Source organism: Hymenobacter lucidus (assembly GCF_020447265.1).
Classification (GTDB): domain Bacteria; phylum Bacteroidota; class Bacteroidia; order Cytophagales; family Hymenobacteraceae; genus Hymenobacter; species Hymenobacter lucidus.
Genome location: NZ_JAJADR010000004.1, coordinates 34558 through 49479, shown reverse-complemented (window position 1 = coordinate 49479; position 14922 = coordinate 34558). Strand labels below are relative to the sequence as shown.

Sequence of the window (14922 nt, the reverse complement as noted above, 5' to 3'; positions counted from 1 at the left end):
GTTGTGTTGTTGATTGTTGAGAGGTGATTGTTGGTTCTGAATTTCTTATTTCTGCTTGACAAGTGCTTATCACAACGCCAACCAGAAGCTAGCAACAATCAACTAGCAACAACTAACCTTTCAATGTCTGCTGCCATTTCCAGGCGCTGGCCAGGGAGTCTTCCAGGCTGGTCGTGGTAGTGAAACCCAATTCCTGGGTGGCTTTGGTAACGTCGGCGTAGATGGCCGGCACATCGCCGGGGCGGGGCGGACCAATGACGTAGTTCAGCTTCTGGCCCGAAGCGCGCTCAAAGGCCTGCACCACTTCCAGCACACTATTGCCGTGGCCAGTGCCCACGTTGAAGGTTTCTACCGCGTCGCTGTGGCCTTCCAGCAGCCGGCGCACGGCCACTACGTGGGCCTCGGCCAGATCTACCACATGGATGTAGTCGCGGATGTTGGTGCCGTCGGGCGTGTCGTAGGTGTCGCCGTAAATGGTGAGCTTCTCGCGGATACCGGCGGCCGTTTGGGTTACGTACGGAATCAGGTTTTGTGGCACTCCCAAAGGCAATTCGCCAATCAGGGCCGAATCGTGGGCGCCAATGGGATTGAAGTAGCGCAGCAGAATGGTGCGTAGCGTTGCGTCGGGCGCGGCTACTACATCGCGCAGAATGTCTTCGCACATCTGCTTGGTAGCTCCGTAAGGCGAATTGGCCTTTTTAGTGGGCGTTTGCTCCGTTACGGGCAGCGCATCGGGCACGCCGTATACAGTGCACGACGAGGAGAAGACCAAGGCCGATACGCCAAACTCGCGCATCACGGCCAGCAGCGTCAGCAGGGAGCCTACGTTGTTCTGGTAATACTCCAGCGGCTTGGCCACCGATTCGCCTACCGCTTTGAAGGCGGCAAAGTGAATGACACCCCGCAGCGAGCCTTCCTCGGCAAATACGGCCCGCAGAGCCTCCATATCGTTGCAGTCGATGCGGTGAAAGGGCACTTTCACGCCCAGAATCTGCTCGATGCCCGTCAGCGCCGACTCTTGCGAATTAGCGAAATTATCGACGATAACCGGCTGATAGCCGGCTTTGTACAGCTCCACTACCGCGTGCGAGCCAATGTAGCCCGCGCCACCCGTCACCAGTATTTTCGTTCTTTCCATTTTGGTGTGATTTAGTGATTTAGCGACTTAGTGAATTAGTGCGCTGTCTTTCCGATTGCGCGGCCTTCGACAACTCACTAATTCACCAACTCACTGAGTCACACTACAGGCTCCAATACTGAATTTCCTCCATTTTGCCGCGGTACAGGCCTTTAATATCGACCAGCACCGGGTTTTCGGAGGTAATGGACTTGAAGTAGGCTTCGTCCAGGGCCAGGTACGGGTGGTGGCTCACAGCTACCAGCACCGCATCGTAGTCCTTGCGGATGTCTTCCTCCCGAATCAGGCGGAAGCCATACTCGTGGTGCAGCTCGTCGGAGTCGGCGTGGGGGTCCACGATGTCGACGTTGACGGAGAAGTTCTTCAGCTCCTGAATCACATCGGCCACCTTGGAGTTGCGGATGTCTTCCACGTTTTCCTTGAACGTGGCGCCCATCACCAGCACGCGGCTCTTGGCCACGTCCTTGCCCTGCTTAATCATCATCTGCACCGTTTTGCGGGCGATGTATGCTCCCATGTTGTCGTTGGTGGTGCGGCCGCTCAGAATCACCTTCGCGTCGTAGCCCAGCTCCTTGGCCTTATAGGTCAGGTAGTAAGGGTCTACGCCAATGCAGTGGCCACCCACCAGACCGGGCGAGAACTTCAAGAAGTTCCACTTAGTACCGGCCGCTTCCAGCACTTCGTAGGTGTTAATATTCATGCGGTCGAAAATCATCGACAGCTCATTCATCAAGGCAATGTTGACGTCGCGCTGGGTGTTTTCGATGATCTTGGCGGCCTCGGCCACCTTGATGCTGCTGGCGCGATGTACACCGGCCGTAATAACCAGTTCATACACCTTGGCAATGATATCGAGCGACTCAGCGTCGCAGCCCGATACCACTTTCACGATGCGGGCCAGCGTATGTTCTTTATCGCCGGGGTTGATGCGCTCGGGCGAGTAGCCCACTTTGAAGTCGCCGTTGGCGAAGCTCAAACCCGAGTGCTTTTCCATCACCGGAATGCAGTCTTCCTCGGTGCAGCCGGGGTACACAGTGCTTTCAAACACCACGTAGTCGCCTTTCTTGAGCACTTTACCCACGCTGGATGAAGCGCCTAGCAGAGGCTTCAGGTCGGGCATGGCGTGCTCATCGATGGGCGTAGGTACGGCCACGATGAAGAAGGTAGCCTCCCGCAACACGTCCAGCGAATCGGTGAAGGTGATGTCACAGCCTTCGAAGTCCTTTGCTTCCAGCTCGCCGCTGGGGTCAATATTGTTGCGCATCAAATCCACGCGGGCGGCGTTGATATCGAAGCCGATAACACTGAGCTTGCGGGCAAATTCGAGGGCGATGGGCAGGCCCACGTAGCCGAGGCCGATGACGGCCAGTTTGGTCTGTTTCTGGAGGAGTTGCTCGTACACGTTGCGAAATTCAGAGTTAGCGGATGCTAATACGGGAAACCTGATGGTTGGTAAGCAAATATTGTTCGCCGCTTTCGGGGCAAGCGGCATGGCCGGCGGCATCAAACTGGAGTCGGTGCCCAAAGGCGCTCATCCAGCCATGCTGCCGGGCCGGGTTGCCATATACCAAGGCATACGGCTTTACGTCTTTGGTAACCACCGAACCGGCTCCGACGAAGGCGTATTCGCCCAGTCGCACGCCGCACACGATGGTACTATTGGCCCCAATGCTGACGCCCTTTTCCAGCACCGTAGTCTGGTACTGGTCGCGGCGCACCACGGCGCTGCGCGGGTTACGCACGTTGGTAAACACCACGGAAGGGCCCAGAAACACGTCGTCGGCACACTCCACACCAGTGTAGAGGCTCACGTTGTTCTGCACCTTCACGTTGCGGCCCAGCTTCACGCCGTCGGCCACCATTACGTTCTGGCCAATGCTGCACTTTTCGCCTAGCTCGCAGCCGGGCATCAGGTGGGCAAAATGCCAGATGCGGCATCCGTCTCCAATGCGGCAGCCTTCGTCGAGGACGGCGGTAGGGTGCGCAAAGTAGGCGGGGGCATCCGTCACAGAGGTGAAGCTTGAGAAAAGGTCGGCAGTTTTTGAGCCCGCAAAGGTAGGGTTTTTCGAAGGTTTGTCCGTTAAGCCTGCAAGAAGTTTAGCCGCCAGCCGGTTGCACGCGGTTTGGTAGTGAGAACTTTACCCGTTTTGAGTGGCCCGCATCATTCGGTCTTTGCCGAAAATATCCTGTCGGGGCTCTACCCGCGCGTAGCCCTGACCCTGTAGCAGCGTTACCAGCTCGGCAGCGTATTGCTCGTTGATTTCGAAGTACAGGCTCCCACCGGGTTGCAGCCAGCGCCGGCCCAGCGCCCCAATGCGCCGGTAAAACAGCAGCGGGTCATGGTCGGGCACAAACAGGGCGGTGGCGGGCTCATAGTCGAGTACGTTGCGCCGCATCAGGGGCCGCTCGTTTTCCAGCACGTAGGGCGGGTTGCTGACGAGCACGGCCAGTGAGTAAGCCGCAATTTCGGCTGGCTCCTGGGTTAGAATATCGGCCTGCAGAAACTCCACCGGGCTATTGTAGCGGGCCGCGTTACGGCGAGCCACCGCCAGGGCAGCTGCGGAAACATCTACCCCAATCACTCTTTTCGGCCGCAACGCCTGCTGCAGGGCAATGGGAATACAGCCGCTGCCGGTTCCGATATCTACGATGGTCAAATCAGGCTGCCCCTGTTGCTCGGCAATAATCAAGGCCACCAGCTCCTCGGTTTCGGGCCGGGGAATAAGCGTGGCCGGCGTTACTTCCAGCTCCAGCCCGGCAAAGTAGGCCACACCCAGCACGTACTGCAGTGGCTCGTGCAGCAGCAGCCGCGCCTGAATCGGCGGAATCTGCGCCGCTACTTCGGCTGGCACTGGTTCCGCGCTGCGCATCCGGCGCTGCAGGGGCGAAAGTTGCAGCAAATGCTCCACCACTATACCGGCAATGCTGTCGGCTTCGGCCGGTGGGTAAACGGCGTGCAGCGCGGTGGCAAGGCCGGTAGTAAGCTGGCGGATGGTGGGCATGGGCAAATGGGTTCGGTGAAGCTCGACCGGTAGCTCGGCTCAACGCCAAGTGTGTACCTTCGGGTACTGCAAAGCTACGCTCTAACCCACCCATGACCGACTTTGACACCTTAATGATGCGCCGGGCGCTGGACCTGGCCCGCCTCGGCACCGGCTACGCCCGCCCCAACCCCTTAGTTGGCTGCGTGGTGACGCACGAGGGCCACATCATCGGGGAAGGCTGGCACCGCCAGTACGGTGGCCCCCACGCCGAAGTAAACGCCCTGGCCTCGGTAGCCGACCAGCGCCTGCTCAGCCAGGCCCGCGTCTACGTCACACTGGAGCCCTGCTCCCACTTCGGCAAAACCCCACCCTGCGCCGATTTGCTCATTGCCAAGGGCGTGAAGGAAGTCGTAGTCTGCAACCTCGACCCGAACCCGCTGGTAGCCGGCCGGGGCCTCGACAAGCTGCGGGCCGCCGGGATTCACGTTGAAACGGGTGTATTGGAAGAAGAAGGCCGCTGGCTGAACCGACGTTTCTTCACGTTTCAGGAAAAGCAGAGGCCCTACGTAGTGCTGAAATGGGCCGAAACTGCCGACGGCTACTTGGCCGGGCCCTATTTTCAGCCGGTGCGCATCAGCGGGCCGCTGGCGCAGGCCGCCGTGCACCAGTGGCGCACCGAGGAGCAGGCCATTCTCGTCGGCACCCGCACGGCGCTACACGACAACCCCCGCCTCAACGCCCGCGAATGGCCGGGCCAGAATCCAATTCGTGTCGTCATCGACAAAAACCTCAGCTTGCCGCCCACTCACCACTTATTCGACGGACAGCAGCCGACGCTAGTGTATACCTATCGGGAGCGGGCCACCAAGGATAATGTGGGCTACATCACGCTTTCGGAGGCCGACGACCTGTTTCCGCAGCTCTTCAACAACCTCTACCAGCGCCAGGTGCAGTCGGTATTGGTCGAAGGCGGGCCCACGGTGCTCAACTCCCTGCTGCGCGATGGACTCTGGGACGAAATGCGCATTATCCGAAGTCGCCAGAAACTTGGCGGCGGCATTGCAGCTCCTAAACATGGCCTCTCCGGCCTGCACGAGCAACTCACCCTCGGCGACGACGACGTATTTGTATACTACAATCGGTGAAATAGGAATTTGTCGTTCTATCCGCGTGAATTGCGGCAGCGGAACGTTCCACATCCTTTTCCCTGTCTCATCTGTTTCAACCGCGCAACCCACGCCGCCTGAACGAAAAAATCACCACTTCATTATTTCCCTTCTCATGGCTGAAGAACTCATCCTTGATACCACACTTACCAAAGCCGAAAAATACCGGCAGCTTCTTCCCCAGATTGAAGCCCTGACTACCGGTGAGCCCGATTTGGTGGCCAATCTGGCCAACACCGCTGCGGCCCTGCGCCAGGCATTCGGCTTTTTCTGGGTCGGCTTTTACCTCATAAAAAACGATGAGTTGGTGCTGGGCCCGTTCCAGGGCCCTATTGCCTGCACCCGCATCCGCAAGGGCAAAGGCGTGTGCGGCAGTAGCTGGGCTCAGGCCCAAACCCTGCTCGTGCCCGACGTGGAGCAGTTTCCCGGCCACATTGCCTGCAGCTCCGAGTCCAAGTCCGAAATCGTAGTTCCCATCTTCAAAGACGGCCAGGTAGTAGCTGTACTCGACGTCGACAGTGACCAGCTTAACGACTTCGACCACGACGACCAGGCGGCCTTGGAACAGCTTATGCAGCAGGCCGCCGGCTGGTTTTAGCGTTCAACCATCTGAAAAAAGCAAGGCTGCTTCCCAGGTTGAGAAGCAGCCTTGCTTTTTTTCAGATGGTCTCTAAATGGTTTCCAGCAGCTTTAAGTCAAGCGCTTAACTCCAGTTGCCGCCGTCGGCATACACGGTCTGACCCGTTATCCAGCGCGACGAATCCCCGGCCAGAAAAGCCACCACATCCGCAATTTCCTCAGCCTCACCCATCCGGCCCAGAGCAGTAGTACGCGCCACGTGCTCCTGAATGGCCGCGGGCATGGCCGTGCCCATGTCCGTCACGGTCAGGCCCGGTGCCACGGCATTCACCCGAATACCTTTGGGGCCCAGTAATACCGCCAAGCTCTTGGTAATGGAATCCACAGCCGCTTTAGTAGCTCCGTAAGCCACGCCAAAAGCCGACGGCCGGTTGCCCAGCACCGACGAAAGGTTGATAATTCGGCCCCCATCAGCTCCAAACCGCTGGGCCGCTTCCTGCGCCGCAAACAGCACACCCCGCACATTCACGTCGAAAATGGCGGCGTAGCGCTCCGCATCCATTTCCCCGAAAGCCGGCTCCCCACCAATACCGGCATTGTTGACCAGAATATCTAGGCGGCCAAACTGCGCCTGGGTCTGCTCGAATAGGCGGCGCACGTCGGCTAGGTTGCCCAGGTCGGCCTGCACGGCTATGGCCTGGCCACCGTTGGCCGCCAAAGTTGCCACCAGTTCCTCGGCCTTGGCCCTATTCTGAGCGTAGTTGACGACGATTGTCGCGCCGTCTTTGCTGAGGCGCTGGGCAATGGCGTGGCCAATACCGCGGGAAGCACCCGTAACGACGGCAACTTTACCGGCTAGAGGTTGGACGGAGTTTGAAGAATTTTCCATTGAAACTGAGAATAAAAAAGTGAGAAAACAAATTTGACCGAATGGTCAAAAACAAGGCAAAAAAATTAATCGAGAGCGGCTAAGGCTAAATTTGCGACCTGCTGGAGCTCGGCAAAGTGGGTGTGGGTGCGGGCCAGCACCCGCAGGCCCTGCAGGGTAGTGAGCAGAAACAGAGCCAGCGTCTGTAGCTGTTCGGGCGTGCGGGGCGCTAGGTCGCCATCAGCCACGGCCTGCTGAAGGGCTTGTAAAAATCCGTCGGCAAAGCGCTGCTGGTTGAAGCCCACCCGGGCCGCTACTTCTGCGTCGCTCAGGGCCAGCTCCATGGCCGCGTTGGTCACCAGGCAGCCCCGGCGGCCGGTATCCTGCCCAAAGTTGCGGACCAGGGTGGCGAACAACTGCTCAATAGCGACTTTCTTGGAACCGGGCTGCCAGAGCAGGGCCAGCAGCGGCTTGCCTACTTTGTCCTCATAATAGGCCAGCACCTCCAGGTACAGCGTGTGCTTGTCACCGAACGAGTCGTAGAGGGTGCCGCGGTGAATGTCGAGCCCGGTGAGCAGATTCTGCACCGACGTAGCCTCGTAGCCCTTGGTCCAGAATAGGTCCAGGGCGCGTTGCAACATCGTTTCACGGTCGTATTTGGCGGGGCGGGCCATTGGGTTTTGTAGTAAGAATGGGACGAAGATAGGTAATTGAACGATCAGTCAAATATAAAGTTATTTTTATTTTTCTCCGTGCTATAACTTAGAACTGGTAACGGGATGCAGCGGGGCATACCGTTGCTGGCTACGCCAAAACGCAGAAAGCCCGCCTGAGTAGGGCGGGCTTTCCGTATTGATACTACATTACTGTGAGGATGCTAACGGGGCAAGCTTTAGTTGCCGAACAGCGAAGGATTCGTGGTTTTGAGCTGGGCAATAACCGTCTGGCCGCCTTTCACCTTCTCCCCGATCTGCACTTTCACTTCGGTATCGACGGGCACGAACAAATCGACGCGGGAGCCGAACTTGATGAAGCCGAACTCCTCGCCCTGGCTTACCTCGTCGCCCTCGTTTACATACCACACAATACGGCGGGCCATAGCCCCGGCAATCTGGCGGAAGAGCACCATGGGGCCGGCTTCCGACTGCACTACTACCGTCGTCCGCTCGTTTTTGGTGCTGCTCTTGGGGTGCCAGGCCACCAGGTAGTTGCCGGGATGGTACTTGAAGTAGCGCACGATGCCCGAAATCGGGTTACGGGTAATGTGCACGTTAATCGGCGACATGAAGATGCTGATCTGCTTGCGCACATCATCGAAGTACTCCGGCTCGTGTACGTCCTCGATTACTACCACCTTGCCGTCGGCGGGCGCGATGAGCAGATCTTCGTGGGTGAGCAGGTTGCGGAAGGGGCTGCGGAAGAATTGCAGCAGCAACAAAAACGCAATGACGGAGGCCCCGACAAAAATCAGGTTGAAGGTTTCGGCGCGCGCATTGAACTGAAACAGCAGCAGATTGATAGCCAACAAGGCCAGCAAAGTGAAGAATAGTATGCGTCGTCCTTCTTTATGAATCTTCATATATCACAGATTAGCGCTGAGCAGCAGGCAGTTGGGCTATTCTAGGCGCTTTGTCAAAAACAGAAGCCGGCAAACAGATGAGCTCCGGCTAAGCCTTTACGTGTCAAGCTACACAAAGATAGCCCGAGCCAGCAGGCCCGGGCTATCCGAAAGCAAAATATCTGAGTGGTAAGATAATGAGTTGGTGAAATGGAGAGTTGCTGTTCAATTCGCGCAAGCGGCAAAAACCGTACTGGCCAAACGAAAACTGACCATTTCAACAGCTCACTATCTTACTTCTTAGAAGCCGCCGCGGAATTTGTAGGTCTGGGCTACTTTGTCGATGGCGACGATGTAGGCCGCAATGCGCATGGGCACTTTGTACTTCTGCGAAGTGGCATACACTTTCTCGAAGGCATCGGTCATGATGCGCTCGGCGCGCTCAATCACCATGTCTTCGCTCCACTTGTAGCCCAGGCGGTTCTGCACCCACTCAAAGTAGGAAACCGTAACACCGCCGGAGTTGGCCAGGATGTCGGGCACCACCATGATGCCTTTCTCGTTGATGATCGGGTCGGCGGAAGCCGAAGTGGGGCCATTGGCACCTTCTACGATCAGCTTGGCTTTGATGTCGTGGGCGTTATGCTCAGTAATAACGTCTTCTACGGCGGCGGGCACCAGCACGTCGACGTCGGCGAGCAGGAGCTCATCGGCGTTCATGAGGGTAGCGCCGGTGTAGCCTTCGAGGCGGCCGTTGTGCACGTTTTTGTAGGCAATGGCCTCATCGATGTTGATGCCGTTGTCGTTCCAGTAGGCGCCGCTGATGTCGGATACGCCCTTAATTTTCACACCTTTCTCAGCCAGCAGCTTGGCAGCCCACGAGCCTACGTTGCCAAAGCCCTGCACCACGGCCGACGACTCTTCGGGCTTCATGCCCAGCTTGCTCATGGCAGCCAGCGCCGATACCATTACGCCGCGGCCGGTAGCCTCGGTGCGGCCCAGCGAGCCACCCATTACCAACGGCTTGCCGGTAACGACGGCGGGCGAGGTAGCACCCACAGTTTTGCTGAATTCGTCCATCAGCCAAGCCATTTCGCGGGGGCCGGTGCCCATGTCGGGAGCCGGAATGTCGCGGTCGGGGCCGAATACGTCCTTCATGGCCAGGGTGTAGCCGCGCGTCATGCGCTCCAGCTCACCGGCACTCATGCTAGTAGGGTCGCAGATGATACCACCCTTAGCACCGCCGTAGGGAATGTCAACCACGGCGCACTTCCACGTCATCCAGGCCGCCAGGGCCTTTACTTCGTCGATGTGCACGTTCATGTCGTAGCGGATACCGCCTTTTGAAGGACCCAGAATGGTGTTGTGCACCACGCGGTAGCCTTCGAATACGCGCACCGTGCCGTTGTCCATCGTCACCGGAATGCTGACGATAACCTGCTTGTCGGGCGCTTTGAGGACGTTATACGTTGAATCGTCGAGGCCCAGAATTTCTGCCGCGATATTGAAGCGCGACATCATTGATTCGAGGGGATTTTCGCGGTCCACGATTGGGGCCGGCTCTTTGTACACCGTGGTGGCAGCCATACGGGAAGAGGTAAGATGAGTGGGTGGGGAAGAAAAAGAAACGACGGCCGTCAGCGGTGGGAAGCCGGAACGGTGCGCCGGATTTGCGGGGCCAAAGGTACTAGATTATGCCATACGCAGGAAAAACTCTGCCGGATGCTGCTTTGTCCGACAGAAGCTTGCTACAGCAGCAGAACGTCAGCATGCGGGATGTTTCGACAAGCTCAGCACAACATGCCGATGGATTGACGTGCTGCTGGGTTTATGGCCGACCTGAATTTAGCCGAAGAGCAACTGCAGCAAAGCCAGCACGGGTAGGATAAACAGAAAGGCGTCGAACCGGTCGAGGAGGCCGCCGTGGCCGGGCATGATGCGGCCGGAGTCTTTGACGCCCACGCTGCGCTTGAGCATGGACTCGGCCAAGTCGCCGAGGGGGCCGAAAACGGCTACCGCGCCGGCCGCTACGAGGCGGTAGGCGAGCGGAATATCGGTAAGCCAGAAGCCCAAGGCCCAGCCCATGACGAGCGTGAGCAGAAAGCCGCCGATGGCACCTTCCCAGGTTTTGCCGGGCGAGATTTTGGGGGCAAGCTTGTGCTTGCCAAAGGTTTTGCCGGCGGCATAGGCCCCGATATCGGAACACCAGACCAGGAAGAGCAGAGCGAAGATGCGGCGGTAGTCGTAGCCGCTGGCAGTGAAGGCCACCACGCTCAACAGGCTCATGGGCAGGCTCACGTAGAACAGGCCCAGCAAAGCGACACCAACGTTGGCAAAAGGAGAAAATGCCTGGTTTTCGCGGGGCCAGGCCGCCATTTCCCGCATGATCAGAATGGTGGGCAGCAGCAAGCCCAGGGCCAGCAAAGCCGGGCTGATAATTCTAAGGGCAGAGCTGCCGAAGGTTTCCTGCAGCGGCGGATACACGGTGCTGGAACCGGGCACCAGCGGATACATAGTAGGCGTGCTGCTCAGCAAGTAGATACCAATAAAAATGAGCAGGCTAATGGCCCCGCCCAACAAGGCGGCGGGTTTGTAGCCGGCTTCCCGCATCATGCGGTAGAATTCCCACAGCATCCGCATCTGCACGGCCGCGAAAAACAGCGCAAACGACCAAGCGCTGAACCACACCGAGCCTAGCAGCAGCACGGCCCCGATAACGCCGAAGATGACGCGCTGAGCGAGGTTGGACATAGGCTTTTTACCGTCGGCAGGCGCAGCTTCGGGGGCAATAGTGGGCGAGGGTGAGGGCTCTGACAACGGAAGGAAGAATTCGGAGACGGGAGATAAAACGGGCGCGGCGCTAGTGGTTGTCAGCCTCTACGCCTTTGCTGCCGAGGGTACGGGTTTCGGTGGGCGCGGTTTCGGTGGAGGCCACGGCTACGCCGCCGCTGCTGAGCGTGTGCATCTCGGTGGGAGCTTCGGGCTGGCGGCGCTGGTAGAGAAAATACAGGATGGCCCCGGTGAAAAGCATGGAGAGCAGCACCAGGTACCAGGGCATGCTCTCGGTGGAGTCGGGGTTGAATTCGGGGCCGGTCCACTGGTGCTGCTGCACGTAGAGGAGCACCAGCTGAAAGGCATTCTGGGTGAAATGCGCGGCTATAGGTACCAGAATATTGCCGCTCCATTCGTAAAGGTAGCCCAGAATGAGGCCCAGTACGAAGCGTGGCACGAAGCCCAGAAACTGCATGTGAATGGCGCTGAAAATAGCGGCGGCCAGAAACACGCCTACGTGCCGCGACTTAAACCAATCAACCAGATTGCGCTGAATTACGCCCCGAAAAAACAGCTCCTCGCTGATGGCCGGCACCACGGCAATTACCAGCAGGCCCACCGCCAGCCGGGCCGGGGAGTTGAAGCGCGTCAGATACGCCGTCAGGCCTTTTAGCTCTTCTTCCTTAGCCTTGGCCCAGTCGCCAAATTCGGGCAGCCAAGTGAAGCGCTTTAGCATTTCGGGTACGTGGAAATTGGCATTCCACTCGATGAGCGAGGCCATAAAGGGCAGACTCAGAATAATAAGCGCCGCCGCCGCTACCGGCCAAACCACCGATATGGGCCAACGCGGAGCGAAATACTCGCGCCACGAGCGGCCCGTGAGCCACACCAGACTCAGGGCGGCCCCGGCCAGCATGATGAAGAGCGTCATGCCCTGGCTGAGCATCAGCACACCCCAACCCTGGGGGTAGGCCTGCGGGTTTTGAGCCACGTTGCCCATCTCTTTGAGGCCAATGCCGAAGAACAGATTGCTGAAGACGGCCGTCAGGAAACCGGCCACGCAAAAGGTAGCCAACGCCAGGACCAGCAGCAGCAGCAGGTTCACAAACGGGTGCAAACGGCTGGACACGAAACCTTTCATAGGGGGCAGGCGGTTACGGAAACTTGGAAGAGTCGTAAATTTGCGCAAATTCCTGTAATAGCTTTTCCTGTGGTACACATCCGCGACCTTGTCCTGCCTGATTTCCCATTGCTGCTTGCTCCCATGGAGGACGTCTCTGATCCGCCATTCCGGGCCGTGTGCAAGGCCAACGGGGCCGATTTGATGTACACCGAGTTTATTTCCTCGGAAGGCCTGATTCGGGATGCTGCCAAAAGCCGCAAGAAGCTCGACGTGTTCGACTACGAGCGGCCCATCGGCATTCAGCTCTTCGGCTCCGACGTGGAAACGATGGGCGAGTGTGCCCGCATCAGCACCCTGGCTGGCCCCGACCTTATCGACATCAACTACGGCTGCCCGGTGAAGCAGGTGGCCTGCCGGGGCGCGGGTGCCGCGCTGCTGCGCGACATTCCGAAAATGGTGGAAATGACCTCGGCCGTGGTGAAAGCCACTCACCTGCCCGTGACGGTGAAAACCCGCCTGGGCTGGGACGACAGCACCCTGAACGTGGAGGAAGTAGCCGAGCGGCTCCAGGATATTGGTATTGAGGCCCTCACCGTGCACGGCCGCACCCGGGTGCAGATGTATAAGGGCGACGCCGACTGGCGCCTGATTGCCAAAATCAAGGAAAACCCCCGCATTAAAATCCCGATTTTCGGCAACGGCGACATCGACTCGCCGGAAAAGGCGGTGGAGTACAAAAACCGCTATGGCGTGGACGGTATCATGATTGGGCGAGCCAGCATTGGCTACCCCTGGATTTTCCGCGAAATCAAGCACTTCGTGGCGACCGGCGAAAAGCTGGCCGCGCCTACCGTGGAGGAGCGGGTAGCTATGTGCCGCATGCACTTCGAGAAAAGCATTGAGTGGAAAGGCCAGCGGGTGGGCATCTTTGAAATGCGCCGCCACTACGCTCAGTATTTCCGGGGGCTGGAAGGGGCCAAGCAGTGGCGCATGCGCCTCGTGGAAACCGATTCGGTGGAGGAAGTGCTCAGCATCCTGGAGGAAATAGCCGCCGCCGAGCCTGCATTAGTTGGCTAATCACCAATAACTTATCATGGACTGACTCCCAGACCAATTCGTTTAAATAGTACTGATAACCCAGGCAACTCTTTTCCTTCAGAGTTGCCTGGGTTATTGCTTTTCATGTATACATTTAGTTATAAACCGCTGTCTATATTTAAACGAAAAGCAACCCATGTCCTATTCTTCTACCATTCGGCGATTATTGCGTGGCGCAGGTTTCTTCTACTTGGCGGGGCTGGCCCAGCTAGCTCAGGCACAAGGCCCTTGGGTGGTTCAAGCTAGCTCACCACCCTCCTCCTACTTTCAATACAGCTCCACTCTATCTCCCTTACGGCTGCTTGACGCTAACGGCCTTGTATTTACCAATGTCACCACCTACGGCCAGGGCAACGAAACCTCCTTTATCTATTATTCGCCTGACGGGGGCAGCAGCTGGCAATCCAAGTTCATTTCTAACTCCAATAATACCATTATGGACTTTTGGGCTCTGGATAATCAGCGCATGTGGATGATACAGCTGGCAAACTCAGTATTTACGCTACAGCGTACTACCACGGGTATCAATGGCTTTATAGCCGTATCTACCCCACCAATCGGCATTGCTAAAATTCGTTTTTTCAGCCCCACTACCGGTATTTACCTGGGCCCAGGGACGGCAGCCGCTACTACCTGGAAAATTTACCGGACTACCGACGCCGGTGCAACCTGGACGCTGGTTAGCAATACCCTGCCCCGAGAATCGAACGATATTTTGACGGAATCCGCGCTGGTCGGGTCTTCCGCCTGGCTGGTTTCGGAAAAAGGGCAATTGTTACGCACCACCGACGCAGGGTTGACCTGGAGCTCACCGAGTTTTCCTTTGGAGAAGATGAAGACGTCGGCGGCCTTTCTGGACGAAAATAACGGCCTGGCAATGAATGAGTACTATGGCAATGTAGCGCGCACCACCGATGGGGGCGCTACCTGGCAGCGTATCCCAACGACGGGCAACACCCCGGTACGCTGGGGCCTGACGGCCATACCCGGCACCACGGGCACCTACATTGCCCGCGGCATGCGCGGACTATATCAGGACGTTCCGGGTAGCGCTATTACGACCGACAACGGCGCTACCTGGCAAACGTTGGAAAACACGTACGTTCATAGCAGCTCGGCCGCCGGCTCCCCTTCTCGAATATATTCGGTTGACAGGGCGACGGGTAACATCCTCAAGGCCACCGGCCTGCCACTCAGTACCGCCGCCGCCAAGCCGGTGGCGGCACAGTTGGCTTGGCCCAATCCCAGCGCAGGCCGGCTGTATTTCGAAGCCCAGCCCCAAGTTCGCACCATCACGCTGCTCGATGCTACCGGCCGTCGGCACGGCCCGTACACACTGCCCGCTCAGGCCACCACGCTCGACTTGACCACTACTGCGCCAGGCCTCTACGTGCTGCAATGCGCCAGCGGCAACCAAGTGCTAACTCAGCGGGTGGTGCTGACTGCCCCGTAATTAGCCGTGGTTAACCTACAGACTTTAAAAAGCCCCGGTCGACTATCGACCGGGGCTTTCTTTCTATCACCCCAGGCTGAAATGCGGAAACGGTGCGCTTTCCCAATCCTGTATCTTTGCGGCATTCCTATTTTCTCTGACCTCCACGCAACACTGGTTTCCAGCGGTGGTCTATCCAAGCTA

The 14922-nt window shown here is 58.0% G+C and carries 14 protein-coding genes; 4 read left to right on the top strand and 10 right to left on the bottom strand.

Features of this window, described 5'->3' with window-relative positions; genetic code table 11:
- Positions 1 to 112 precede the first annotated feature (112 nt).
- From galE to prmC, 4 genes are all read right to left on the bottom strand, one after another.
- Complete coding sequence (gene galE / locus LGH74_RS14335) at positions 113 to 1138, bottom strand: UDP-glucose 4-epimerase GalE (protein WP_226176722.1); 1026 nt, start codon at positions 1136 to 1138, stop codon at positions 113 to 115.
- Between the two features lie 103 nt (positions 1139 to 1241).
- On the bottom strand, positions 1242 to 2540 hold the full coding sequence (locus LGH74_RS14330) for a nucleotide sugar dehydrogenase (protein ID WP_226176720.1): 1299 nt from the start codon (positions 2538 to 2540) through the stop codon (positions 1242 to 1244).
- 16 nt (positions 2541 to 2556) lie between these two features.
- The gene (locus LGH74_RS14325; RefSeq protein WP_226176719.1) at positions 2557 to 3147 is read right to left on the bottom strand and encodes an acyltransferase; all 591 of its coding nucleotides are present in this window, start codon (positions 3145 to 3147) and stop codon (positions 2557 to 2559) included.
- Between the two features lie 129 nt (positions 3148 to 3276).
- Positions 3277 to 4140, bottom strand: a complete 864-nt coding sequence (gene prmC, locus LGH74_RS14320; protein ID WP_226176717.1) for a peptide chain release factor N(5)-glutamine methyltransferase — start codon at positions 4138 to 4140, stop codon at positions 3277 to 3279.
- A 92-nt stretch (positions 4141 to 4232) separates the two neighbouring features.
- On the opposite strand from prmC, the gene ribD reads away from it, so the two are divergent.
- Both ribD and LGH74_RS14310 read left to right on the top strand, forming a co-directional pair.
- Positions 4233 to 5267, top strand: coding sequence for a bifunctional diaminohydroxyphosphoribosylaminopyrimidine deaminase/5-amino-6-(5-phosphoribosylamino)uracil reductase RibD (gene ribD, locus LGH74_RS14315; protein ID WP_226176715.1), 1035 nt, complete (start codon positions 4233 to 4235; stop codon positions 5265 to 5267).
- A 136-nt stretch (positions 5268 to 5403) separates the two neighbouring features.
- Entirely contained in the window at positions 5404 to 5886 is a 483-nt protein-coding gene (locus tag LGH74_RS14310; RefSeq protein WP_226176713.1) for a GAF domain-containing protein, read from the top strand.
- A gap of 105 nt (positions 5887 to 5991) precedes the next feature.
- Here LGH74_RS14310 and LGH74_RS14305 read toward each other — a convergent pair whose 3' ends face one another.
- The 6 genes from LGH74_RS14305 to LGH74_RS14280 form a co-directional block, all read right to left on the bottom strand.
- Complete coding sequence (locus LGH74_RS14305) at positions 5992 to 6756, bottom strand: SDR family NAD(P)-dependent oxidoreductase (protein WP_226176711.1); 765 nt, start codon at positions 6754 to 6756, stop codon at positions 5992 to 5994.
- A 65-nt stretch (positions 6757 to 6821) separates the two neighbouring features.
- Positions 6822 to 7409, bottom strand: coding sequence for a TetR/AcrR family transcriptional regulator (locus LGH74_RS14300; RefSeq protein ID WP_226176709.1), 588 nt, complete (start codon positions 7407 to 7409; stop codon positions 6822 to 6824).
- 218 nt (positions 7410 to 7627) lie between these two features.
- Complete coding sequence (locus tag LGH74_RS14295) at positions 7628 to 8314, bottom strand: phosphatidylserine decarboxylase family protein (RefSeq protein ID WP_226176707.1); 687 nt, start codon at positions 8312 to 8314, stop codon at positions 7628 to 7630.
- Between the two features lie 279 nt (positions 8315 to 8593).
- Positions 8594 to 9880 (bottom strand): Glu/Leu/Phe/Val family dehydrogenase, encoded by a 1287-nt coding sequence (locus tag LGH74_RS14290; RefSeq protein ID WP_226176705.1) that lies wholly within the window; start codon positions 9878 to 9880, stop codon positions 8594 to 8596.
- Between the two features lie 258 nt (positions 9881 to 10138).
- The gene (locus tag LGH74_RS14285) at positions 10139 to 11044 is read right to left on the bottom strand and encodes a phosphatidate cytidylyltransferase (protein ID WP_226176703.1); all 906 of its coding nucleotides are present in this window, start codon (positions 11042 to 11044) and stop codon (positions 10139 to 10141) included.
- 109 nt (positions 11045 to 11153) lie between these two features.
- On the bottom strand, positions 11154 to 12206 hold the full coding sequence (locus LGH74_RS14280; RefSeq protein WP_226176701.1) for a CPBP family intramembrane glutamic endopeptidase: 1053 nt from the start codon (positions 12204 to 12206) through the stop codon (positions 11154 to 11156).
- A gap of 69 nt (positions 12207 to 12275) precedes the next feature.
- Between LGH74_RS14280 and dusB the strand changes: the two genes are divergently transcribed.
- Entirely contained in the window at positions 12276 to 13265 is a 990-nt protein-coding gene (gene dusB / locus LGH74_RS14275) for a tRNA dihydrouridine synthase DusB (protein WP_226176699.1), read from the top strand.
- A gap of 457 nt (positions 13266 to 13722) precedes the next feature.
- Positions 13723 to 14739, top strand: a complete 1017-nt coding sequence (locus tag LGH74_RS14270) for a YCF48-related protein (protein ID WP_226176698.1) — start codon at positions 13723 to 13725, stop codon at positions 14737 to 14739.
- The last annotated feature ends 183 nt before the right edge of the window (positions 14740 to 14922 follow it).

Coding starts and splice junctions, on each gene's coding strand:
- galE (WP_226176722.1), bottom strand. CDS start 1,138: ATGGAAAGAACGAAAATACTGGTGACGGGTGGCGCGGGCTACATTGGC.
- prmC (WP_226176717.1), bottom strand. CDS start 4,140: ATGCCCACCATCCGCCAGCTTACTACCGGCCTTGCCACCGCGCTGCAC.
- ribD (WP_226176715.1), top strand. CDS start 4,233: ATGACCGACTTTGACACCTTAATGATGCGCCGGGCGCTGGACCTGGCC.
- LGH74_RS14310 (WP_226176713.1), top strand. CDS start 5,404: ATGGCTGAAGAACTCATCCTTGATACCACACTTACCAAAGCCGAAAAA.
- LGH74_RS14305 (WP_226176711.1), bottom strand. CDS start 6,756: ATGGAAAATTCTTCAAACTCCGTCCAACCTCTAGCCGGTAAAGTTGCC.
- LGH74_RS14300 (WP_226176709.1), bottom strand. CDS start 7,409: ATGGCCCGCCCCGCCAAATACGACCGTGAAACGATGTTGCAACGCGCC.
- LGH74_RS14295 (WP_226176707.1), bottom strand. CDS start 8,314: ATGAAGATTCATAAAGAAGGACGACGCATACTATTCTTCACTTTGCTG.
- LGH74_RS14290 (WP_226176705.1), bottom strand. CDS start 9,880: ATGGCTGCCACCACGGTGTACAAAGAGCCGGCCCCAATCGTGGACCGC.
- LGH74_RS14285 (WP_226176703.1), bottom strand. CDS start 11,044: ATGTCCAACCTCGCTCAGCGCGTCATCTTCGGCGTTATCGGGGCCGTG.
- LGH74_RS14280 (WP_226176701.1), bottom strand. CDS start 12,206: ATGAAAGGTTTCGTGTCCAGCCGTTTGCACCCGTTTGTGAACCTGCTG.
- LGH74_RS14270 (WP_226176698.1), top strand. CDS start 13,723: ATGGACTTTTGGGCTCTGGATAATCAGCGCATGTGGATGATACAGCTG.